Origin of the sequence: Streptomyces sp. NBC_01255 (genome assembly GCF_036226445.1) — a bacterium.
Lineage (GTDB): Bacteria > Actinomycetota > Actinomycetes > Streptomycetales > Streptomycetaceae > Streptomyces.
The window spans coordinates 337,427-358,326 of record NZ_CP108474.1 but is presented as its reverse complement, the minus strand read 5'-3'; the positions used below and the strand labels follow the sequence as shown (position 1 = coordinate 358,326).

Sequence of the window (20,900 nt, the reverse complement as noted above, 5' to 3'; positions counted from 1 at the left end):
GCATGACCGAAGCCGACAGCACGCACGTCAACGCCGCGGAACTCCTGACACTCTCGCTCCGTCACCTCGACGACGCCGACAGCCGTCGTCCGTTCATCGAGATCCCGACCCTCGACGATTCCACCCCTCTGCCCTTCCGGCCGTTCCCGGCCCTGGCGATCGCCATGGCCGGGCATGTCCTCTCCGCATGGGAGGTGAGGAGGTTCCAGGTCGAGCGCGCCAGGCGGGGTGAGCGCATACGGTTCTTCACCGCGGCGGGTGGCGAGCCCAGACGGGTGTTCCGTGCATGTACCGTCTTCGACCCCGAGCTGGGTACCCAGCGGGTTGTCGAGCTGTGCGGGCACTCCTTCTGCTCCAACAAGGCACCTGCGGCCCCAGGGAGCCGCTGCGCCGAGCACCTCGGCGATCCTGTACCGGACAGCTGCGGCCCGTACTACTGGCTGCACATGGCCGGCGAAGCGGCCAGGTCGGTCGAGCACGGTCACGGTGGTCTCACCGAGGCGGAGGCGCTGGCCGTGCACGCGGCCCGTGCCGGTGTGCCCATGGCCGAGGTGGGCCGCGCGAGCGGGATCCCCCGGTGGACAGTGCACGCCCTTAGTGGGGGATCCGCCAGGGTGCCTGAGGACGTCGACAGCTCCGACGACCCCGCGTGCTGGCCGCTTGTGCTCACTCCCGTGCGCGACATCACTGTCGCGGACGTCCGCCGTGTCTACGACTTCATGGGAGGCGACTTCGCCAAGCCCGCCCCGGATAGGGTGCTCGCCCGGAAGGACCGCTGGTACGAGTACGAGCCGCTGCGCAAGAACGGCCCGTTCCTGGTCCAGGCGGAGGACGAGCACGGCTTCACGCTGGAGTGGTGGCAGATGCAGGACCATCTGCCGGAGCATCTTCTCGCCCACTGTGGCGACGAGCGCCGTAGACGAGACATGTACGAGCCCCCCGGCGAGTGCGGCGACTGCGACTACTAGGGCCTGTCCGCAGGAGCGTGGAACCCGCAGCCATGGTGGCTTGGTGCTGCCGAATCAGGAGGAACGTAGAAGGAGCGTAGAAGGAGCGTGTCGGCCACTGCGGACAGCACAACTGACGCAGCCCTGTGGGGCGCCCACGGTCATCTCCGGCCAAGATCTGTTGTAACGCTGGCCCCCTATACTCGCGCCGACCAGAGGCGCGGTTGAGGCGGGGGCGGAATGTTCGGATTCCACACGTACGGACTCGAGTTCGTTATATCTGCGGTGCTGATTATTGCCGCCTTCGCGCTGGTCGTGCGGTTGCTTGCGCTCCCGCTGCTGATCCGTTCCCAGCGAGAGGTCAGGCAGCGGGAGGCCGCGGCCTTCACGGGGGTGCCGGACGGCGACGGGAATAGGACGATTCCGCGCTTCGAGAGCGGCCTGGTCCTGGCCTGCGCAGCCGGACTGACGATCTTCCTGCCCAGCACCGACGCGCCCGTCGACTTCCGGACCCTCGCGACTGCGCCTTGGCCGAGCAGCCCTCTCAACGTGGGCGGCTGGATCTTCGAGATGCAACGGTGGGACGGCTGGCAGCCCCTCGACCTGGGCCAGGGAGAGGCCATCACCGTCTTCGTCTGCATGGCCCTGATTCTGGTGTTCTGGATTCTCACGCAGCGGAAGCTGTTGACGGCGGGTATGCCCGCCGGGCTGTGGAACTCCCGCCGCCCGCGTACCCGGATCATCCGCGGCTTCATCCTGTGGGTGCTGCTGATGGTCGCGGTGATGCCCGTCGGCGTGACAGTGGCGGCCGCGGTGTTCCAGGGTGTCGCCTTCGCCGTCAGCTTCCGGCACCGTCCTCTGGCCACCACCACTCCGCCCATCCCCACCCTCTACGTCCCCCCGACCGCCCCCGGCGCGGAAGTTCTACCCCCCGCCGGTCTCCAGTCCCCGGGATTCCCGGGGGCCTTCCCGCCGCTTCAGGCGCACGAACCCCAGGTCATCGGCGCGTACCACCTGCTGGGCAGAATCGGCGCCGGCGGCATGGGCACGGTCTACGCCGCCCGCCGTGCAGGCTCCGCGACCCAGGTGGCGCTGAAGACCATCAATCCCGAACTCCTCGACAACGCAGACTTGCTGAGCCGCTTCGAGCGCGAAGCCGAGGTCCTCGCCATGGTCTCGGGCGCGTACACAGCCCGTGTCCTCGACTCCGGAGTAGACGCCGGACGGCCCTTCCTGGCCATGGAGCTTCTCGACGGCCGCCCCCTCGACGCCCACCTGCGCGAACAAGGCCCGATCCGCGCCCCGCAGGCGCTGCGCGCCCTCGCCCTCGCACTCGCGACGGCGCTGGGAGGAATCCACCGTCTGGGCCTCGTGCACCGGGACCTCAAGCCGGGCAACATCATGCTGACCAGCGACGGCCCGCGCCTCCTCGACTTCGGCATCGCCGCGATCGTGGACCGCACGAGGCTCACCCGCACCGGCGGCACACCAGGAACGCTGACCTACATGGCCCCCGAGCAGTTCGACGAAGCCCAGCCCGGCCCGGCCGCCGACATCTGGGCATGGGCCTGCTGCGTGGTCGCCGCCGTCCACGGGGACAGCCCGTTCGCCGCGACCAGCATCGGCGCGGTCTACCGCAGGATCACCGAGACGGGCCCGGAACCTGCGGCGCTCGCCACCCTGCAGGCGATCGACCCGGCCGTGGCCACGGTGGTCCGGCAAGCCCTGAGCACCGAACCGACAGGCCGTCCGGCCGACGGCACGGCGCTGCTCACCCTGCTGACCCACGGCCCGGGGAATACCGTGCCGGACGCCAGAGCCGTCCACGAGGAGATCACTGAGGGTTGGCGGGCCTTGGCGTGATGGCTGGCCTGCGTCGACGGCCACGAAGCCGAAGTCGAGCGCGACCTGGTAGGCGTGATGGCACACGGTCGGGTCGGCGGCGAACTCACCGGTCAACGGAGCGTGGGGGCGAATGACGGCCGGCGGCCGCGGCGGGCGGCGCCGTGAGCGCTACGGGGCGGGGGTGTAGTGGACGACGGTGGTTTCGCAGGCCTCGGCGTACACCTCCAGGGCATCGGCCTCGCCCTGGTCGGCTGCCAGGCCCCAGCGGAGCTTCCCCGTATCGGTCGCCCTCGCCGAACCGGTGACGGTGCTGCCGGCCGGACCGGGCTGGTGGTTCGAGCCGAAGTTATGGACAGGTATTGGCGTCTCCGTTGTCTGGCGTCCGGGTGGTGTGGCGGCCGGCGGTGAAGATGCGGTCGAGGTGGTGGCGGAGTACGGCGATGGCTGACTCTGGTGTCCGTTGGGTGACGAGGATGCTGGTGCCCATGGTCGCGGTCATGGCGAGCAGGCTGATGGCCTCGGTGCGTGCGTCGGCGCCGGGATCGGCCAGGCCTGCCGCCTGGGCTCCTTCGATCAGGCCGGTGAGGGCGTTCTCGGCCGCGTCGGGGTTGTCGATGAAGGGCTGGGCGGCGAGTGCTCCGTCGGTCACGGACAGGATCGAGTAGGAGCTGTACAGGAGGTGGAAGGTCCGGCTCTCCTGGTCGGTCGGCAGGGAGGCCAGCAGCAGCGCCTCGATCGTCACGCGCGGGCTGGGGTCCGGGCCGGCGGCGGCCAGTCGGGCGCCCACGCGGGCGGTGAAGCGGTCGGTCAAGTGCTGGAGTCCGTAGAAGAGCAGCTTCTCTTTGGTCTCGAAGTAATACTGCACGAGCCGGAGGGATACGCCGGCCTCGGCGGCCACGTCGCGCATGCCGACGGCGTGCAGCCCTCGCCGCCCGGCGACTTGGATGAGCGCTTCGGCGATCTGGGTGCGCCGTTCCTCGTGGTCCACGCGTTTTGGCATCAGTGCTGTCTCCGGCCGTGGGTGGGGTGGGCGGTTCATGGGCTCGCGGTCCGGCTCGGTCCGAACATCTTCATGGTACCGCCGTACCATCAATATGGTACGTTCGTATCACGAAGACCTGATCTTCCTGGAGGTGCCCCGTGCCCGAGAACACGACCCGAGTACGCCGCGACATCGGCCACTACCTGAGCGACGAGCTACGCGACCGCTATTTCGCCACCTGCGACGTCCTCTACGCGAAGGGCGCGCCCACTCGCTCCGAGACGGACGTGCAGACGAGCTTCGGCACCACGCACGTCTACCGGTACGGCTCCGCCGACCCGGCAGCCGAGTCACGCACGCCGGTGGTCCTGATACACGGCTCGGGAGGCTGCTCCGCCCAGTGGTACCCCAACACCCGTGCCCTCAGCGCCGAGCGTCCCGTCTACGCCCTCGACACTCCCGGCGACCCCGGCCGGAGCGTCCAGCGCGAACCGATGTGGCAGCCCGAGCGCGCGGCGCAGTGGATGGACGAGGCCCTCGATGCGCTGGGCCTCGACAAGGTCCACCTCGTCGGCTCGTCGTACGGCGGCTGGCTGGTCATCAACCAGGCCCACCTTCGGCCCGGGCGGCTCGCCTCGGTCACCGCCCTCGACCCGGGCGGTCTGGAGAAGGTCGGCCTGCGCTTCTTCGTATGGATCTTCGCCAGCCTCTTCGCCACCTACGCCCCCAAGGCGTGGCGCCCCCGCCTCGCCAAGTGGCTGGAGCAGCCGGTGATCGTCGTCCCCGAGCTCCGCGCGATGATCCAGGCCAGCGTGAAGGCCTTTCGGATCCGCCGCCCCGCCCCGCTGCCGCTGTCGGACGCGGAACTGGGCTCCATCCGGACGCCGTTCTACCTGATCATGGGCAAGCGCAGCCTGCTCGTACACCCCAAGCGGCAGCTGGAACGCGTACCGCGCCTGCTCCCCGGCGCCCGCGCCGAGATCGTCGCCGCGACCGGCCACGGCCCGCAGATCGACCACCCCGACCTGGTGAACGCCCGGATGCTGAGCTTCATGGAGGACATCGACTGCCTCGATCCTGCGGAGGCACGGGGCGCCACGGACGCGTAGCCGCGAGGGCCGCAGACGCGAACTGTCCGACAGTGCATGAGGGAAGTTCGACGGGCACCGCGCCCTGATCTATATCCCGGCCGGACCGTGCGGCCCGGTCCTGGTGCAGACCCGGCGTAGATCACCGATCCAAGGACCCGTCCCCCAACCTCGTCGCGGCCGGCGAGTTAGTCACCCTGCCCTACAAGGAACGCCGCTGGCATCTGGAGGTCCCGTCCGCGGCCCGTGCCCTGAGCTTGTCGTTTAAGGTTCGGCGTCGAACGGCGTCTCGAACGTGACTGGCGCTCCGCGGTTTGCGGGTCTGCAGGATGACCTTCGCGGGCGCGTATGAAGATGTGAGGTGTTGATCATGGCTATAGATTCAGTGGTCGTGCGACAGCGTGTGGAGGATCTGGATGCGGCTCTTCCCTTCTACGAGAGGTTGACTGGAAGCAGCGCATCGAGGTTCGCCTTTGCCGGAGTCACCCTGGCCAGCGTCGGACCTTTCCTCCTGTTTTCCGGGCCTGATGAGGCCGTGCAGCGCGTCGCGGGCGTGGCGGCGACTCTCACCGTCGCCGACCTGGACGCCGCAGTAGAGGAGGCGGAGGTGGGAGGAGCCGAAATCGTGATGCCCATTCAGCCCTCCCCGAACGGCCGCCGTGCGGTTCTGCGGCACCCTCATGGCGGCGTCTTCGAGTACGTCGGCCCCTGACCTTGTTGTTGAGCTGGTGGTCTCATCCCGTGACGGGTCTGGGTTTCGTGCCTTGCTCGTGACGGCTGGGGCATGAGTACGGTGCGCCGGATGTCCTTGAGGCCGGGGCCGATTGTGCTGGTCGGCGGATATCAACCACGGGATGGTGTCGGCTGCATGGAAGCGCCTGGTCCCAGAGCTGGGAGCCGGATCCCTGATCCCTCGGCTACACCGCCACGGTCCCCGGCTCCTGGATCGTGTACGCGCTGTGGCCGCTGATCACAGTCGTACGCGCCGTGCTCGTCGTCGGCGCTATGGTGCGTCGCCGTGGACGCTACTGATCTTGACCACCGGACCCGAACGCGGTCCGGCCGTATCCCGCCGGAGCTGGTCCAGCGGCTCCTCGAACGTGACCACGTTGCAGGCCGGACGTGGGGAATGGTACTGCGCGCTGGCGTGGGCGCGGTCACTGGGTGAGCGGGGTCGACAGGCCGACGCGTTGGAGGCGCTGTCCTCGTACCTGGCAACCGGCTGGTGGACGGCCGTCGTCGCCGCGGCCGAGCTGCTGGAGGGCTGGGGCCGCGTCGACGAGGGAGGCCGCCTGTAGCAGTTTGGGGGGCGTCGGTGACCTTACGGCGACGCCGAGGGCCTGAAGCCGCCCTTTGGGCTCCGCTGAAGTTGTGACTCATGAAGCCTGATAGAGCGTCATATGGCCCAAGAACCGAATGGACTATACGCAGCTGCCGAGTGGGTGGCCACCGTCAGTCTGAGCTCGGGCCCGTTCCGCCACCTGGACGGCAGGGGACTGGGTGGAGTGTTCGTCATGTGCCTTCCGGTTCGGCGCCTGGCTGAGCTTCGTGGCCAGCGATCTCGGCCGCCCTATGTAGTGCTTCCTGGTACGCCTCACTGGCATGCTCAGAAGAAGCCGAGTTTCTTCGGCCAGTAGCTGACCAGCAAGTTCTTGGTCCACTGGTAGTGCTCCAGCATCATCTTGTGGGTCTCGTGACCGATGCTGGATTGCTTAGTTCCTCCGAAAGCGCTGTGTGCGGAGTTCGATGAAAGTCCGTAGATATGGAAGGTGGCTGACCAGGCATGATGACGGAAGTGGAGTGGCTTGATCACTGGTTGCAGCGGGCACCGGCTCTCTCAGGGGAGATCCTGGAGCGACTTATGGAGCACCTGACCGAGTGTGAAGACGACTGACCACAGGGTCTGTGCCGTCACTCCGGGCTGGCGAGGCTCGAAGCCGGCTCGGGCAGCAGGCCACAGAGATGGCCGAGGACCCAGGTGTCGACGGCGTCGGGGTAGCTGTTGATCCGGTCCGTGGGCGGCGGGTCGTGCGGTTCAGTCAGGCCGTTGCACCAGTGCGAGATGATGTTGTCGCCGAGCGCGAGATCCGTGACGGCGTCACGCGGTTTGACGGTGTGCTGAATGACGAGGTCGCGGTCCACTGAGCAGATGGCGCCGATCGAGGCGCCTTCGTAGGCGATCCAGTTTCGGGCCTGCCTGGCCTTGTGCAGGGTGTCCATGTCCATGGTCCGGCCCATCGGGTGCGCGGTCAGGCTGTGCAGGGTGCCGCCCAGCACCTTGTCGGCGGGGACTGAGGCGACGGCCTCTTCGAGGTAATGGCCGGGTCGGCATGGTGGGCGGTGATCAGGTTGCCGACACGGAGCACGTACTGGCACTTGTCCTCATAGGCAATTGCGAGGTGCAGTGCTCGGCCCACTGTGAGGAGTGGTCGGCTCCGGAAGTCCTTCGGGGGTTGACCTGGTACCAGTAGGGTGCGTGTCGCTGTGCCAAATGTCGAGTCCTGGATCACCGGACAAGACAGAGTGGGGACGGCGGATTCCCGGCCCCAGACGGCACGTGAGTTGAAGTTCCGACGCCGGGTCGGACGCGGACCTGACGGTCGAGGTGCGGGCCGGGGACGGCGGGCACGGCGGCGCGGACCCGAGGCTGCTGGCCGAGTTCGTGGACTTCGTACGCGACGGTGCCCCATGCTCACCTCTTCGGTCGCCGCACGCCAGGCGGTGGCAACCGGCTGTGCAGCGAACCGAGTCACTGCGCGGCGGGGGTGTGCCGGTCGACGTACCGCCTGTCAGTTCCGACGGCGACGGGTGAAGATGTAGGCCCGCACCAGCAGCCCCCACGCCGGGGGTGACGTACAGGGCGGTTTCCTGGGCTTGGCCGTTCCGGGTCGGCAAAATGGTTTGAGCTTGGGCGGCGACACCGACAGGATCGGACAACACCGATGAGTTCTTCCCGGCGCCGCGGTCTGCCAGTGTGACCTGCCCACGTGCGGAGGGCACTCACCTGACGGAAGGCGCCATGCTCGCACCACACGCAACACCCACCCTCTCGCCCGCCCGCGTCACCGCCGTGCTGCGGATTCTCGTGCTGTCCACGTTCGTCGTCCTCCTCAACGAGACGATCATGGTCAACGCGATCCCGCGGCTCATGCGCGAGTTCGAGGTCACCGCGGCAGCCGCAGGGTGGCTGTCCACGGCCTTCATGCTCACCATGGCCGTCGTCATCCCGGTGACGGGGTGGTTCCTCCAGCGGGTGACGACTCGGACCGCCTTCGGCCTGGCCATGGCACTGTTCCTCGCCGGCACGGCTCTGGCCGCGGCCGCGCCCGCCTTCCCCGTGCTGCTGGCCGCCCGCGTCATCCAGGCCAGCGGCACCGCCGTCATGATGCCGCTGCTCATGACGACGCTGATGACCCTCGTGCCCCCGCACGACCGCGGCCGTGTCATGGGCAACATCACCCTCGTCATCTCCGTCGCGCCCGCCCTCGGCCCTGCGGTCTCGGGCGTGCTGCTGCAGCTGGGGACATGGCGCCTGCTGTTCTTGGCCGTGCTGCCCATCGCCGGAGCCATGGCCATATTCGGTCGGCGCAAACTGGTCAACGTCGGCGAGCCGCAGGCCGGCCCGATCGACTGGTTGTCCGTCCCCCTGGCGGCAGCGGGCTTCGGCGCCCTGGTCTACGGCCTGAGCGGGCTCGGTGCCGGGAACGCAGCCCAGGCCCCCATGTCTCCGGCGGCCACGACCCTGGCCGGCGCCGTGCTGGTAGGCCTGTTCGCATGGCGACAGCTGGCACTGCAGCGCTCGTCCACACCGCTGCTGGACCTCCGCGCCCTGACGTTTCGTCACTTCTCCGTGGCACTGGGCCTGATGTGCCTGTCCTTCATGGCCCTCATGGGTGCGTTCATCCTGCTGCCGATCTATCTGCAGGAGGTGTGCGGCCTGACCTCACTGCAGACCGGGCTTCTCCTCATCCCCGGCGGCCTGACCATGGGCCTGCTCGGACCGCAGGTCGGCAAGCTCTACGACCGACTCGGCGCACCACGCCTGGTCGTACCCGGAGCCGCACTCACCGCGCTTTGCCTCGCACTGTTCGCCCTCACGGGCGAACAGACCTCGCCGTGGCTGGTGCTCGCCCTTTACGTGGCCCTGAGCGCGGGCATGGCGTTCGTCTTCACCCCCGTCTTCACCTCCGGCCTGTCCGTACTGCCGCCGCACCTCTACCCCCACGGCTCCGCCATCCTGGGCTCGCTCCAACAGGTCGCGGCCGCCGCCGGTACCGCCCTGGTCATCAGCGTCATGTCGGGACACGCCGCCACGGCGGCAGCCGACGGCGCCGGCGCCACCGGCGCCCTGGCCACGGGCATCCGCTGGGGATTCGGCGTCGGCGCCGTGATCGGCACCTTGGCCGTGCTGGTCGCACTGCTGGTCCGCACCCCTCCCACTCCGCAACAGCCTGCTGCGTCGGAGGACCAGGACGAAGACGGCGCCACGACGAACAAAACCGCCCACACACCCACTTGACGCCCTGGACGATCGGTCCGGTGCTTGTCGCGACGAGGAGGGCAGGGTTCGACTGCGGCCAATGGTTCGTCCGGTAGTACACGGCGACCAGCAGCGCCTGGTCCGCCGGCGGCAGAGCCGGTGCTGTGGCGCCTGCTGCCGCCGGCCAACCTCAGCCCGGAGCCCAGGGCCTGTCTGCGGTGCCATCTTCCCTCGAGCGTACGAGCGCGGGTCATGTGAGTACGCGTACTCACTCCGATCCCGGTAACCGCACCCATCCGCTGCGCATACCCGTTCGCGTGGCACTACGCGGAGCGCGCACCGCGGTGGCCGCCGCCGGCGTGCCCGAGGCATGGGTCTCCCGCCTGCCCGCCGCTGTACTGCGCGACGGCAACGAGTACGAGCACCGGCCGGCTCTCCTGGAAGGGAGGACGAGCACGGTGTCGTCGGTCGGGTCGACCGGCAGCAAGTGCGCGAGGATGTATCACGTCGCGTCGTACGCGGGCATCGTGGAAGCCGGAGCGACCAAGCCGGCGCTTCGAACAGCCCGACGGTTCCGTCGGCAGGGACCGTGTGCGGCTCGTCGCGCGCCGGCCACGACGAGCGGCCCTCGGTCACTTCGGGGTCGGGGTCAGGACGACGAAGTCGGCGTTGGACGGGTCGAGGCAGACGGCGAGGCGGCCCACGTCCTCGGCGTCGTCCGGGCCCATCTGGATGCTGCCGCCGTTCTCGGTGACCTTGGCGATCGCAGCGTCGCAGTCGACGACGTCGAAGACCGGGTGCCAGTACGGGCGGCCGCCCGTGAGGGCGAGATGCTCCCGGGGGAGTTCCATGAGGCCGCCCTGCATGCGCTCCTGGGGCAGGCCGGCGGGGGTGATGAGGGTGTACGTGCCTCCGCCGCCGGGCATTTCCATGTCGGCGTACTGCCAGCCGAAGACGCTGCCGTAGAACTCCCGGGCGGCCGCGGCGTCGCTCGTGTAGAGCTCCGTCCAGGACAGCGCGCCCGGCGCGTCCACCAGGTCGACGCCCTTGTTCGTGCCGGGCTGCCAGACGGCGAACTGGCCCCCCAGCGGATCGCTGTACTGGGCCATTCGTCCCCACTCGTCGAGGTCCGTCGGTGTGACCCGCACGGTCCCGCCGGCGCGTTCGACGGCCTCGGTCGTGGCGTCCGCGTCGGCGACGCTGTAGTAGATCATCCAGGCGGAGCGGGCGCCCTTCTCGGTGAGCTTGCCCAGGCCGGCGACGATCTTGCCGTCCTTGCGGAACATGCCGCCTTCCATGTCCTCTCCGCCGCCGCTCATAGGCTCGTAGTCCCAGCCGAGCACGGCGCCGTAGAAGGCCGCGGCGGCGGGGACGTCGGGAGCACCGAGGTCGAGCCAGCAGGGGGAGCCGGGGGCGAAGTCGGTGGTGATCATGGGTAGTCCCTTTCGCAGATCCCGTATGGGCCCAGGCTGCCATCGGCGATCGCCCCCCCGCCTCTCGGCCGTGCCCTCGGCGATCACTCGAGGACGGCCGTCGCCGCCACCTGCACCAGGTGCTCGGGGGCTGCGTCGAGCGTCGGGACGCCGGTCAGTGTGGCCGGCTGGACCTGGTATGACGCCTCGCCCGCAGGTACGCAGGAGCGATCTACGTCTCCGGCGCCGAGATCCCTTGCGCCTGCATCTCCGGGTGGGTGGAGAAACGGGGCCGATACGGTCTGTGGCTCCGGGCCGCCCGGTGTTGCCCTACCGGGTGTCGTCCGGTAGCCAGGCCAGCTTCTCCTCGGCGGCCCGCTGGCGGGGGTGCCCCGGGCCGTAGACGCGCCGGTAGTCGTGGACGCAGCGGTCGAGGAGAGCAGCAGCCTTCGCGTGCCGTCCCACGTCGATCAGGACGTTGGCGAGGATGTCCCGGGTCGACACGGTTGAGCTGTGCCGCCGGTTCACAGACCCCTCGTCCTCGCCGGAGCGGTCCACCGCTGCTGCCCCAGCCGACGCTGGTGGCGACGTCCCATCCCCTCTGTGCCTTCATCTGGGCCGCGAAGGTTCGGATGTTGTGGATCGTGCAGCCGCAGTCCAGCGAGACGTCGATGCTCAGATACGGGCTGCGGGGATTGTCGTTCCCGTACGAGGTCTCTTCCCACCGCACCTCGTGGACGTGTTCCTTGAGGCCGGTCCGCTCCTCGTCGTGCTTGATACCGTGAGCCTTGGCGTACTCGTCCAGGTCGTCGATCACGAACAAGTGGCTGGACCACTCGCCGGGCCAGACCGCGAAGAGCCGCGAGCTGCCGGCCAGAGCTCGTTCGTAGGCAGCACGGTCAGCCCCGTGCGTCACGCTGCCGTCTTCGTGGACCTCGATGTAGCACGTCGTACGTGCGGTGTACGGGAAGTCCATTCCCGCAGCCGCTGCACTCCTCGGTTCCAACCGGCCCTCCCTGTGTGTGATGCCCCGCGTGGAAGTCAACAGCATCCAGGGAACGGTCGGCAGGGCTTCGCCTGGCACCCTCGGTGACCCCCGACTCTCAGCCTTGCCTGTGGGGACCGTTCCCGTGGTGGCCGCAGAACTGCGAGCGGGTCGGCAGGAGGCGTCCACTCCCCAGCGCCGCGCATTCTCCCCAGATCCGCTGACCTGCGGAAATCGGCTGTATATGTGGTCCGACCTGCGGCGATCCGCCTTTCCGGCCCTTCTGCCGTGCTGCCCGTTCATGCGGGCGATCCTCCCCGGCCGTTCCCCATCGGGGGGTCATTCTCCCCGGCCTTGGATGCTTCCGAAGACGGATGACCGCTGGTCAGGAGTGCGATCCGGTGTCGATACGCGCTCCGCGACGTAGTCGAGTCGTGTGCCTCACCCCTGCCCGGGGCCGACATCCGCAAGCGCGGCTGCCAGCCGACGTGTGCCCTCGGTCAGTTCGGCGTGATCGGCCGTCGTGGCGAACCCGATACGCAGGTGAGCCGCCGGCGGCTCCGTGGCGAAGTAGCGGCTGCCGGCGCTCACCGCGACGCCGCGTTGCCGGGCGGCGGCGGTGAGGACCGTGTCGTCCACACCTGACGGCAGACGAACCCACAAGTGCAGTCCGCCCGTGGGCAGCCCGGCCAAGGTCGCGCCGGGGATCTCCTGCGTGACCGCGGCGGCCAGCGCGGCGCACCGCTCCCGCAGCGCCGTACCGAGAGAACGTACGTGCCGCTCCCAGGACGGGGAGCTGAGCACTTCGAGCGCGGCCTCCTGGAGCGGGCGCGTGACGAAGAAGTCGTCGACCAGGCGCACCGCCCGCATGCGTTCCATGACCGGTCCGCGGGCCACGAGCGCCCCGATCCGCAGGCTCGGTGCGGCGGGCTTGGTGAGTGAGGTGACGTGGACGACCGTGCCGTCGCGGTCGTCGGCGACCAGCGGCCGCGGCACGGCGCTGCCGTGTCCCAGGTGCCGTGCGAAGTCATCCTCGATGACGAACGCGCCCGAGGCGCGCGCCACGTCGAGGATCTGGCGGCGCCGCTCGGGTGCAAGGACGGTGCCGGTCGGGTTCTGGAAGGTCGGCTGGCAGTACAGCAGTCGCGCGCCGGTCATCGCGAACGCGTCGGCCAGCATGTCGGGCCGCAGGCCGTCGGCGTCGAGCGGTACCGGGACGGGCCGCAGCCCCGCGGCGCGGGCGGCGGCCAGGGCCCGGGGATAGGTGGGGGACTCCACCAGGACCGGGCTGCCGGGCCCGGCGATGGCCCGGAACGCGATCGACAGGGCGCTCTGTCCGCCTGCGGTGACCAGCACGTCCTCCGGCGCCACGCTGCCGCCGACGATGCGGGCGAACACGGTGCGCAGCGCCATGAGTCCGCCGGCCGGGGCGCGGTCCCAGGCGTCCGGACGGCGTGCTGCCCGCGCGAGCGCCGCGCTCAGGGCCCGGGTGGGCTGGAGCGAGCGGTGCACGTAGCCGCCGTCCATCGCAATCGTTCCGGCCGGCGGCGGGCCGAGCGGGTCGGCGATCAGTTGGGTGTCTACGGCGCGGTCGGTGAGGGCGACCGTCTGCCAGTCCGTGTCCGTGGCGGCGGCTTCGCCGTGGAGTCGGGTGCGCTGCGCCACGAACGTACCGCTGCCCGGACGGGTCACCACCGCGCCCTCGGCGGCCAGCGCGGCGATGGCCCGCGCCACGGTCGCGGGGCCGACCCGGTACTCCTTGATCAGCTCCCGGCTGCTCGGCAGCCGGTCGCCGGGGGAAAGCCGGGAGAGCCGCGTACGGAGACTGTCGGCCAACTCCCCAGAAGTGCTACCGTCGTTCATGACAGAGAAGAATAGCGCTACTAGCTCCGCTTCGGAAGCACTTCAGCTGGACGTCGCCGCTCTGCGGGCCGACACCCCGGGGTGCCGACAGGTCATCCACTTCAACAACGCGGGCTCCGGCCTGCTGGCAGCCCCGGTCCTGGACGCGATGGTCGGCCAGCTGAACCTCGAGGCGCGGATCGGCGGCTACGAGGCGTCGGCCGCCCGAGCCGCCGAAGTCCGCGAGTTCTACACGGAGATCGCCGCCCTCATCAACACCACGCCCGACAACATCGCCTTCGCGGGCAGCGCCACCCACGCCTACTCCAACGCCCTGTCCTCGATCCCGTTCGAGGCCGACGACGTCATCCTCACCACCCGCGACGACTTCGTCTCCAACCAGATCGCCTTCTTGTCCCTGCGAAAGCGATTCGGTGTACGCATCGTCCACGCGCCCGACGCACCCGAGGGCGGGGTCGATGTGGAGGCGATGGCCGCGCTGATGCGGACCCACCGCCCGCGCCTGGTGTCCGCCACCCATGTCCCCACCAACTCGGGTCTGGTCTCGCCCGTGGCCGAGATCGGCCGCCACTGCCGTGAGCTGGACCTGCTCTACCTGGTCGACGCCTGTCAGTCGGTGGGCCAGTTCGTCCTCGACGTGGAGGAGATCGGCTGCGACTTCCTCACCGCCACTTGCCGCAAGTTCCTGCGCGGGCCGCGCGGCTCCGGATTCCTGTACGTCTCCGATCGCGTCCTGCGCGCGGGCTACGAGCCGCTGTTCATCGACATGCACGGCGCCCGCTGGACCGAGCCGGGCGGCTACGAGCCCGTCGGGACGGCAACCCGGTTCGAGGAGTGGGAGTTGCCGTACGCCACGGTGCTCGGCAGCGCCGCCGCGACGCGCTATGCCCGCGAGGTCGGCATCGAGGCCATCGAGCAGCGCACACCGATGCTCGCGGCCCGGCTGCGCGACCGGCTCGAACCCATCCCCGGAGTGCGCCTGCTCGACCGTGGCCGGCGTCTCGCCGCGCTCGTCACCTTCGAGGTGGAGGGCTGGCAGCCGGAGCCGTTCAAGGCGGCCATGGACGCCCGTTCCATCAACTCGGCACTCAGCTTCCGTGAGTTCGCGCAGCTCGACTTCGCGGACAAGGGCATCGAATGGTGTCTGCGCCTGTCGCCGCACTACTACAACACCGAGGAGGAGGTGGACCACGTCGCCGACGCGGTCGCGGACCTCCTCAGCCGGGGACGGCGATGACCGCCACGCAGACACGCACCGTAGAACCGGCCCCGGACAGCCCGGACAGCCTCTGGCGCAACGGCGACTTTCTCAAGTTCTGGCTCGGCGAGACCATCTCGCTCCTCGGCACCCAGGTCACGAATCTCGCCCTACCCCTGACCGCGATCCTCGCCTTCGACGCCACCGACGAGCAGGTCGGTGTCCTGCGCTTCCTGCAACTCGTCCCGTATCTCGGACTCGCCCTGGTCTTCGGGGTGTGGGTGGACCGCGCCCGGCGCCGGCGGATCATGCTCGGCGCCAACCTTGTCCGGATGATCCTGTTGGCCCTCGTGCCCGTCCTGTACTGGACGGACGCGCTGAGCATGGCCTCGCTCCTGGTGATCGCATGCGCCGTCGGCGTGGCCTCGGTGCTGTTCGACGTGAGCTGGATGTCGTACGTGCCCACACTCGTACGCGACCCCCAGCACTATGTCGAAGCCGGCGCCAAGATGGGGATGAGCTCATCGGCGGCCGACGTGGCGGGACCCGGGCTCGCCGGTGTCCTGATCGGCGCTCTGACCGCACCCGTGGCGCTGATCGTGAACGCGTTCTCCTATCTGGTGTCCCTGGTCTCGCTGCTCCTCATCCGCACCCCCGAGCCAGGACCCCGGCTCCCGGCCGCACGACGACACGTGCCGACCGAGCTCAGGGACGGTCTGCGCTGGGTCCTGAAGAACCCGGTGCTGCGGTCTCTCGCGCTCATCGGGTTCTGCTGCAATTTCTCCATGGTCACGGTGTGGACGATGTTCCTGCTGTACGGGGCACGGGACCTGCAGCTGGACTCGACGGTCCTCGGCGGCATCTTCGCCACTGCCTCCGTGGGCGGTCTGATCGGCGCGGCGATCTCCCGCAAGGTGATCCGGCGCTTCCGGCTCGGCCTTGTCTACCTCGTCGCGCAGTCGGCCCTCCTCATCGGCCCGATGCTGATCGTCCTGGCCGCCGGCCCCCGGCCGGTGATGGTGGGGATGTTCGTCCTCTCCTTCTTCATCACCTACCTCGGGCTCGGCGTCGCCGGCGTCGTCATCGTCAGTCTGCGCCAGGCCAGTACCCCACAGTCGATGATGGGCCGGATGACGGCGGTCTTCCGCACCCTGCTGTTCGGCGGCGGAGCACTCGGTGGCCTGTTCGCGGGCCTGCTGTCCGGCCGGATCGGTGCCCGGGGTGCATTGACCGTGGCGGCGATCGCCTCGGCCGCCGTGCTGATCGCACTCGTCCTGTCCCCGGTGAGCCGACTACGCAGCCTGCCGTCGGCACCGGAAGAACCCGTCACGGCGGGAACGGACGGGCAGGCCGCCGACTGACATGGAGCACGTCTCGAAGGGTCCCACCGCGAACGGTGGGGCCCTTTGACAACGTGCCGTGGCCCAGTTCGGGCGCCACTTTTCATGCCCCTAGAAGAACCCGAGCTTCTTCGGCGAGTAGCTGACCAGCAGGTTCTTCGTAACTCCTCTGGTGCGCCGAGCCCCGCGGGCCCCTGCTGCGGCGCCTCGCCGACCGCCGGCTGCGCCGATGGCGCGCCGCCGACGCCGCGTTCCGCGCCGCGCTGGTCACGGCGGGCCGGGCCCGTATCGCCGGGGCGGATGACGCCGACAGGCTCGCCGGCCTCGCGGAGGGCCACTTCGCCGACCGTGACCGTATCGCGGCTGCCGCGCCACGCCACCCCTTCGGCGTGGGCGACCGGTTTGCCGCACCCGGGCAACGGCTCTGGGGCATATACCGCCTGGACCTGGCGGCCGCCTGGCCCCACCTATGGCTCCTCGCCGCCGACGGAACCCGCGCCGAACTGCACGCCGCTCGCGTGCGGTTCGGCGCGGCGGCGCGCCTGTGCGCCTGGGGCGCGGGGTATCTGGTGATGGGCGTGTGGTGGTGGCCGGCCGCCCTGGTCGGGATCACCGCCGTCGCCGCGGGCCTCCGTCGCGGCCGGGCCGCCGCGGACGCGTTCGCCGAACTCACCGAGGCCTTGGCCGACCTGCACGTCCGCGACCTGGCGGCCACCCTGGGCATCGACTCCCCATCGGGCATAGACCGCACGCTCGGCGAACGCCTCTCCCGGGCTCTGCGGAAGCACGGCTGACGCCCCCCGACACCGGCCCGCCATCCTCTTCAAAAACTTGCCGGTCGACCGGACAGATCTCCGCCGTCCTGCTCAAACCCGCCCTGCAGGAGTAGTCGTACGACGCACGAGGAGATGAACCACGACCACCACCCGGACCGCCGACGAGCTCGACCGCGTCGGAGCCGCCGAGGAGCTGGAGATCGCGTCACCACGCCGGGACGGCGGGCTGAGCAGCCCGCGCGCGATCTGGGTCGTGCGCGTAGCCGACGACATCTACGTCCGTTCCGTGAACGGCCCCGGCTCCGACTGGTTCCATGGCACCCGTGCTTGCCGCGAGGGCCATGTGGAGGCCGGTGGTGTCTGCTGGTAGAGCAGGACGGTGGCGGAGAAGCCCATGCCCCACACGATGAAGATCAGGAACATGACCGGGAGGGAGTTCGGAGCGACCAGCAGCGCAGCGAGCGCAAGGATGATCATCGCGGGTGCGGTCACCATGCCCGCCATCAGGGAACGCTGTCCCAGGCGCCCGATCAGTTTCACTCCGACGATGCCGGCACCGCCGAGTACAGTCAGGGCCACGCCGACCACGGACGATCCCACGCCCAGCCGCTCCAGGTAGGGCGCGATGAAGGTGAACACGCCGAAGCGGCTGTGCATGACCAGGGCCCATCGAAGCTGAAGACGTCGATGTTCCTCCGACGTCCGCTACCGGTTCGTGATCGACGGCGCGACCTTCGCGAAGCCGAAGCAGGCATGACCGGCCCCCCCCGTGGACGCTGTACGAGGGCGCCGAGAGCCGACCTCTTACGGGAGTGACCTGCGGCAACACCACCCGCAGGGGGCTTGACGCACAGCGCGCGATCGCGATGACCGAGTGAGACTGACGGCATGGGCGCTCATCCCACCCGTGCCCTGGCGAGGAGGAAACGAACATGGCAGCGCCGCCCCTGACCGTGCTGGTGTCGGCGCCACCGGCAGCATCGGACGGCTCGTGGTGGCCGAGGCGGTCGCCCGCGGACACGCCGTCCGGGCCCTGGTGCGGGACAGCGCGAAGGGGGCCAGCTGTTCCCCGCCGACGCCGAGCTTGTCGTCGGCGATATCACCCGGCCCGAGACCCTGCCCGCGGCGGTGGCCGGCGCCGACGCCATCGTGCTCACCCTCGGCTCCTTCGGCACCGGCGCTTCCTCGCCGGAGACGGTGGACTACGCAGGCGTACACAACGTCCTGACCGCCCTGGCCTCCCTGGACGGCGCGCGGCCCCGCCTGGCGCTGAAGACCTCCATCGGGGCCACTACCCGCAGCAGCAGCTACGGCCATCTGCTGGAGTGGAAGCGCCGCTCGGAGCGTCTTGTGCGGTCCAGTGGTCTCACGTACACCATCGTGCGACCGGGCTGGTTCGACATGAACGGACCTGACGAGCAGCGCCTGGTGTTCCTCCAGGGCGACCGCCGCCGCTCCGGTGGCCCCGCCGACGGAATTATCGCGCGCGCCGACATCGCACGGGTCCTGGTGGCGGCGCTCACCGCTCCCGAGGCGGCCGGTCACACCTTCGAGCTGGTGGCCGAACAGGAAGACGCACCAAGCGACTTGGGGCCGTTGTTCGCGGCGCTGGACCAGGACCCGCCTGGCTCCCTGGACGCGGTACGGGACGAGGCGAACATGCCGCTCGACGCCGAGCCGCAGCGGGTCCGCGACGACCTCGACGCCGTCCGGGCACGCGCCGCAGCCTGGCGACAGTCCGGGCCCCCGCGCAACGCCCGCCACGCAACAAGGAGTCAGCGTGCCCCCCACCCCCAGTCAGACGGACCGGGAGGACATTCTCCAGGCCCACCACGTCTACCTGGACGCCATGGTCGAAGGAGACACACAGTCACTCGACGACCTGCTCGACGAGGCCTTCACCCTCACCCACATGACGGGATACGTGCAGCCCGAGGCAGAGTGGCTGGCCGAGATGAAGGCCGGGCAGTTCGTCTACCACTCCATCGACGAGGTGGACACGGCGCTCGACCTCGACGGCGGCACGGCGCGTGTGACCGTCCGGACCATGACCGACGCGACGGTGTACGGAAGCCGGGCCGACTGGCGGTTGCTCCTGACCACCGACTACGGCCGCCGCGGCGACACGTGGATCCCCTGAGAACGGTCGCCACGACATGGTGACCCGCCTTGGCCAAGGGGCCATGGGAGCCCCAAGGCGGCCGCCCCCGTACTGCAACTGGCTGCAGGGACGTGCCGTCTGCTGCACACCGCCCCATGGCTCGCGATCTCGGCTGCCCAAGCGCCTCCTGGTACGTCTCGCCCAAGACGCTCAGAAGAAGCCGAGTTTCTTCGGCGAGTAGCTGACCAGCAGGTTCTTCGTGTGCTGGTGGTACAGATGTCGAACCCACGTTGACCAGCGGAGACGGCAGGTGGTGTGCCTCCTCGGCAGGGGTTGGACCGGAACTGGCCCGGATCTTGATCCTGGTGGTGTCAGGCGGAGAGATGGCGTGGGATGGGAAGTTCTGGGAGTGATCCATGTCCTGCACGTTCCTGGTGTTTCGCCAGCTGGGCCCGAACGTGTGGTCGTCTTACCGCCCAGGGTGCCTGGGCGCGCTGTGCCTGCTGTTGCGCGGATGCGGCGTCTGCGCGTGCCATGGACAGAAGGTGTGGGAGCCGCCCAGCTGCTGGGGTGTTCCACCAGCAGTGGGCGTCGGGCGAGAGCGCGGCCTTGGAGACCTGGTCGATGGCTTCTTGGTACACGGCGGGTGAGTCGGGCCACTCGGTGTCGCCGATCACTCGTAGGGAGCGGCGCGAGAGACCGTCGAGGGCGGTGAAGAGCCGGGGGACTGCCGTCAGGCGGTGTCGGCTGGGGCCGGCTTGGCGGACGCCGGCTGGATATCGGGTCCAGAGCAGGTACTGGGCAGGCCACGGCAGGTCGATCACCTCGCGTCCGCCGTAGGCCACGACCACCGGCTCGGCCATGGAAGCAGCGATGCCGGTGACCAGCCCACGCCCCGCGTGGTGCAGTCGATCGGCCAGCCTGACCACCCACGGTTCATCCTGCAGATCGCGCTTGATCGCCCGCTCCAGGGCGTCGTATGCACGCGCCCATTGTGCCGCTACCGGAGAGGCGTGGTTGTTCTGCTCGGCAGGAGTGAGACGCATCAGGGCATCGAGCCACCTCTCGCACCACCGGTCGAAGCCGGACCGGTAGTTGTAACGTGCCGTGCCCGAGAGGGAGTCCTTCCCCTCCTGTGCGCCCAGGGCTTCCTCGCAGATCACTTCCCAGGTCTGCTGCCAGGGGAGCCGGAACTTCCCGGGCCGACGGCGTCGGAAGTCGGGGTCGAGGAGTGCCGCCGCCCCGATCAGGAGCAGCTCTTCCTGGGCCTTCCCACCGCGGTAGGCGGCGGCATGGCGTTCCGCCACCCGATCACGAGCTGCGCCCAGTGCCGAGTGCGGCTTCCGAATGAGGCGGTGGATGTCCCCCGCATTGCGCCCTCCCGGTCCGAACATCCCGAAGGTGAGGACGTCGCAATACGCCTCCAGGTCATACCCGGAGTCGAGCCGGCCGGCCAGCGTGGCCAGTTCCTTCATGCCTGAGATCAGACGACGGGCCTGCGTGTAGTGGTCGGGGAACGGGTTGGGGCAACGTCGGCACCCACCGGGCTCCGGAACGTCGGCCATGCTTCCACGATCCGGCACCCGCATGAAACCGCTTGGCCCCGCCGTTCGTCGGGCTGTATGAACCTTCCTACGCGACTACGTGGAGCATCCACCAGTGGAGGCCGAGAGACGCATGAGCAGCAGCCCGCAGGACAGAGACACCGGATCAGGAACGTCGGCAGGGCCGCCGGATCCGCCCACGACACCGGCGCCGCCACAGCAGCCGCCGGCGGCGCCGACGGGTGGAACGTCGGAACCTCCTCGGCGGTCGAATGTGCGATTAAGTGACTGGGCGGCTCTGATCTCCGCCGTTGCCGCAGTGGCCGGTGTAGCGCTCGG

The 20,900-nt window shown here is 69.4% G+C and carries 19 protein-coding genes and 1 pseudogene; 13 read left to right on the top strand and 7 right to left on the bottom strand.

Annotation, left to right across the window (positions count from 1 at the left end):
* The first annotated feature begins 2 nt into the window (after positions 1-2).
* Positions 3-968: a hypothetical protein gene (locus tag OG357_RS01550; protein WP_329619354.1), complete on the top strand. Its 966-nt coding sequence runs from the start codon at positions 3-5 to the stop codon at positions 966-968.
* 219 nt (positions 969-1,187) lie between these two features.
* Positions 1,188-2,810, top strand: a complete 1,623-nt coding sequence (locus tag OG357_RS01545; RefSeq protein WP_329619353.1) for a serine/threonine-protein kinase — start codon at positions 1,188-1,190, stop codon at positions 2,808-2,810.
* Positions 2,811-3,138: 328 nt separating this feature from the next.
* On the opposite strand, the gene OG357_RS01540 is transcribed toward OG357_RS01545, so the two are convergent.
* Entirely contained in the window at positions 3,139-3,792 is a 654-nt protein-coding gene (locus tag OG357_RS01540; protein ID WP_329619352.1) for a TetR/AcrR family transcriptional regulator, read from the bottom strand.
* Between the two features lie 140 nt (positions 3,793-3,932).
* Between OG357_RS01540 and OG357_RS01535 the strand changes: the two genes are divergently transcribed.
* The 3 genes from OG357_RS01535 (at position 3,933) to OG357_RS01525 (ending at position 6,160) form a co-directional block, all read left to right on the top strand.
* Positions 3,933-4,883 carry an alpha/beta fold hydrolase gene (locus tag OG357_RS01535; protein ID WP_329619351.1) on the top strand — a complete coding sequence of 317 codons (951 nt, stop codon included), beginning with the start codon at positions 3,933-3,935 and terminating at the stop codon, positions 4,881-4,883.
* Positions 4,884-5,232: 349 nt separating this feature from the next.
* Positions 5,233-5,574 (top strand): VOC family protein, encoded by a 342-nt coding sequence (locus OG357_RS01530; RefSeq protein ID WP_329619350.1) that lies wholly within the window; start codon positions 5,233-5,235, stop codon positions 5,572-5,574.
* A 322-nt stretch (positions 5,575-5,896) separates the two neighbouring features.
* A complete protein-coding gene (locus OG357_RS01525; protein ID WP_329619349.1) occupies positions 5,897-6,160 on the top strand; it encodes a hypothetical protein in 264 nt (87 codons plus the stop codon).
* A 308-nt stretch (positions 6,161-6,468) separates the two neighbouring features.
* On the opposite strand, the gene OG357_RS01520 is transcribed toward OG357_RS01525, so the two are convergent.
* Both OG357_RS01520 and OG357_RS01515 read right to left on the bottom strand, forming a co-directional pair.
* Positions 6,469-6,675 carry a hypothetical protein gene (locus tag OG357_RS01520; protein WP_329625832.1) on the bottom strand — a complete coding sequence of 69 codons (207 nt, stop codon included), beginning with the start codon at positions 6,673-6,675 and terminating at the stop codon, positions 6,469-6,471.
* A gap of 98 nt (positions 6,676-6,773) precedes the next feature.
* Positions 6,774-7,139: a hypothetical protein gene (locus tag OG357_RS01515; protein ID WP_329619348.1), complete on the bottom strand. Its 366-nt coding sequence runs from the start codon at positions 7,137-7,139 to the stop codon at positions 6,774-6,776.
* A 742-nt stretch (positions 7,140-7,881) separates the two neighbouring features.
* On the opposite strand from OG357_RS01515, the gene OG357_RS01510 reads away from it, so the two are divergent.
* Entirely contained in the window at positions 7,882-9,381 is a 1,500-nt protein-coding gene (locus tag OG357_RS01510; protein ID WP_329619347.1) for a DHA2 family efflux MFS transporter permease subunit, read from the top strand.
* Between the two features lie 593 nt (positions 9,382-9,974).
* Here OG357_RS01510 and OG357_RS01505 read toward each other — a convergent pair.
* The 3 genes from OG357_RS01505 to OG357_RS01495 all read right to left on the bottom strand — a co-directional run bounded on the left by OG357_RS01505 (position 9,975) and on the right by OG357_RS01495 (position 13,602).
* Positions 9,975-10,775 carry a VOC family protein gene (locus tag OG357_RS01505; protein WP_329619346.1) on the bottom strand — a complete coding sequence of 267 codons (801 nt, stop codon included), beginning with the start codon at positions 10,773-10,775 and terminating at the stop codon, positions 9,975-9,977.
* A 309-nt stretch (positions 10,776-11,084) separates the two neighbouring features.
* Entirely contained in the window at positions 11,085-11,258 is a 174-nt protein-coding gene (locus tag OG357_RS01500; RefSeq protein ID WP_329619345.1) for a tetratricopeptide repeat protein, read from the bottom strand.
* 922 nt (positions 11,259-12,180) lie between these two features.
* The gene (locus tag OG357_RS01495; protein WP_329619344.1) at positions 12,181-13,602 is read right to left on the bottom strand and encodes an aminotransferase-like domain-containing protein; all 1,422 of its coding nucleotides are present in this window, start codon (positions 13,600-13,602) and stop codon (positions 12,181-12,183) included.
* Between OG357_RS01495 and OG357_RS01490 the strand changes: the two genes are divergently transcribed.
* From OG357_RS01490 to OG357_RS01460, 7 genes and pseudogenes are all read left to right on the top strand, one after another.
* Positions 13,601-14,839, top strand: a complete 1,239-nt coding sequence (locus OG357_RS01490) for an aminotransferase class V-fold PLP-dependent enzyme (RefSeq protein ID WP_329619343.1) — start codon at positions 13,601-13,603, stop codon at positions 14,837-14,839. The two genes, OG357_RS01495 and OG357_RS01490, sit on opposite strands and share 2 nt — an antisense overlap.
* Positions 14,836-16,161, top strand: coding sequence for an MFS transporter (locus tag OG357_RS01485; RefSeq protein WP_329619342.1), 1,326 nt, complete (start codon positions 14,836-14,838; stop codon positions 16,159-16,161). The genes OG357_RS01490 and OG357_RS01485 overlap by 4 nt, the downstream gene beginning before the upstream one ends.
* A gap of 368 nt (positions 16,162-16,529) precedes the next feature.
* Complete coding sequence (locus tag OG357_RS01480; protein WP_329619341.1) at positions 16,530-16,934, top strand: hypothetical protein; 405 nt, start codon at positions 16,530-16,532, stop codon at positions 16,932-16,934.
* Positions 16,935-17,109: 175 nt separating this feature from the next.
* Complete coding sequence (locus OG357_RS01475) at positions 17,110-17,286, top strand: DUF2255 family protein (RefSeq protein ID WP_329625458.1); 177 nt, start codon at positions 17,110-17,112, stop codon at positions 17,284-17,286.
* Positions 17,287-17,790: 504 nt separating this feature from the next.
* Positions 17,791-18,144 (top strand): NAD(P)H-binding protein, encoded by a 354-nt coding sequence (locus OG357_RS01470; protein ID WP_329619340.1) that lies wholly within the window; start codon positions 17,791-17,793, stop codon positions 18,142-18,144.
* Positions 18,045-18,386: pseudogene (locus OG357_RS01465) on the top strand (NAD(P)H-binding protein); the annotation flags it as partial. The gene OG357_RS01470 and the pseudogene OG357_RS01465, both read left to right, overlap by 100 nt.
* Positions 18,387-18,696: 310 nt before the next feature.
* Positions 18,697-19,056, top strand: a complete 360-nt coding sequence (locus OG357_RS01460; RefSeq protein ID WP_329619339.1) for a nuclear transport factor 2 family protein — start codon at positions 18,697-18,699, stop codon at positions 19,054-19,056.
* Positions 19,057-19,388: 332 nt separating this feature from the next.
* Here the strand turns inward: OG357_RS01460 and OG357_RS01455 are convergent, their stop codons facing one another.
* The gene (locus tag OG357_RS01455; protein ID WP_329619338.1) at positions 19,389-20,492 is read right to left on the bottom strand and encodes a hypothetical protein; all 1,104 of its coding nucleotides are present in this window, start codon (positions 20,490-20,492) and stop codon (positions 19,389-19,391) included.
* Positions 20,493-20,900: the final 408 nt, after the last annotated feature.

What these genes read in the sequence shown, in the direction of transcription:
- OG357_RS01485 (WP_329619342.1), top strand. Translation starts at nt 14,836, where the DNA reads ATGACCGCCACGCAGACACGCACCGTAGAACCGGCCCCGGACAGCCCG.
- OG357_RS01510 (WP_329619347.1), top strand. Translation starts at nt 7,882, where the DNA reads ATGCTCGCACCACACGCAACACCCACCCTCTCGCCCGCCCGCGTCACC.
- OG357_RS01545 (WP_329619353.1), top strand. Translation starts at nt 1,188, where the DNA reads ATGTTCGGATTCCACACGTACGGACTCGAGTTCGTTATATCTGCGGTG.
- OG357_RS01540 (WP_329619352.1), bottom strand. Translation starts at nt 3,792, where the DNA reads ATGCCAAAACGCGTGGACCACGAGGAACGGCGCACCCAGATCGCCGAA.
- OG357_RS01530 (WP_329619350.1), top strand. Translation starts at nt 5,233, where the DNA reads ATGGCTATAGATTCAGTGGTCGTGCGACAGCGTGTGGAGGATCTGGAT.
- OG357_RS01505 (WP_329619346.1), bottom strand. Translation starts at nt 10,775, where the DNA reads ATGATCACCACCGACTTCGCCCCCGGCTCCCCCTGCTGGCTCGACCTC.
- OG357_RS01495 (WP_329619344.1), bottom strand. Translation starts at nt 13,602, where the DNA reads ATGAACGACGGTAGCACTTCTGGGGAGTTGGCCGACAGTCTCCGTACG.
- OG357_RS01550 (WP_329619354.1), top strand. Translation starts at nt 3, where the DNA reads ATGACCGAAGCCGACAGCACGCACGTCAACGCCGCGGAACTCCTGACA.
- OG357_RS01455 (WP_329619338.1), bottom strand. Translation starts at nt 20,492, where the DNA reads ATGAAGGAACTGGCCACGCTGGCCGGCCGGCTCGACTCCGGGTATGAC.
- OG357_RS01490 (WP_329619343.1), top strand. Translation starts at nt 13,601, where the DNA reads ATGACAGAGAAGAATAGCGCTACTAGCTCCGCTTCGGAAGCACTTCAG.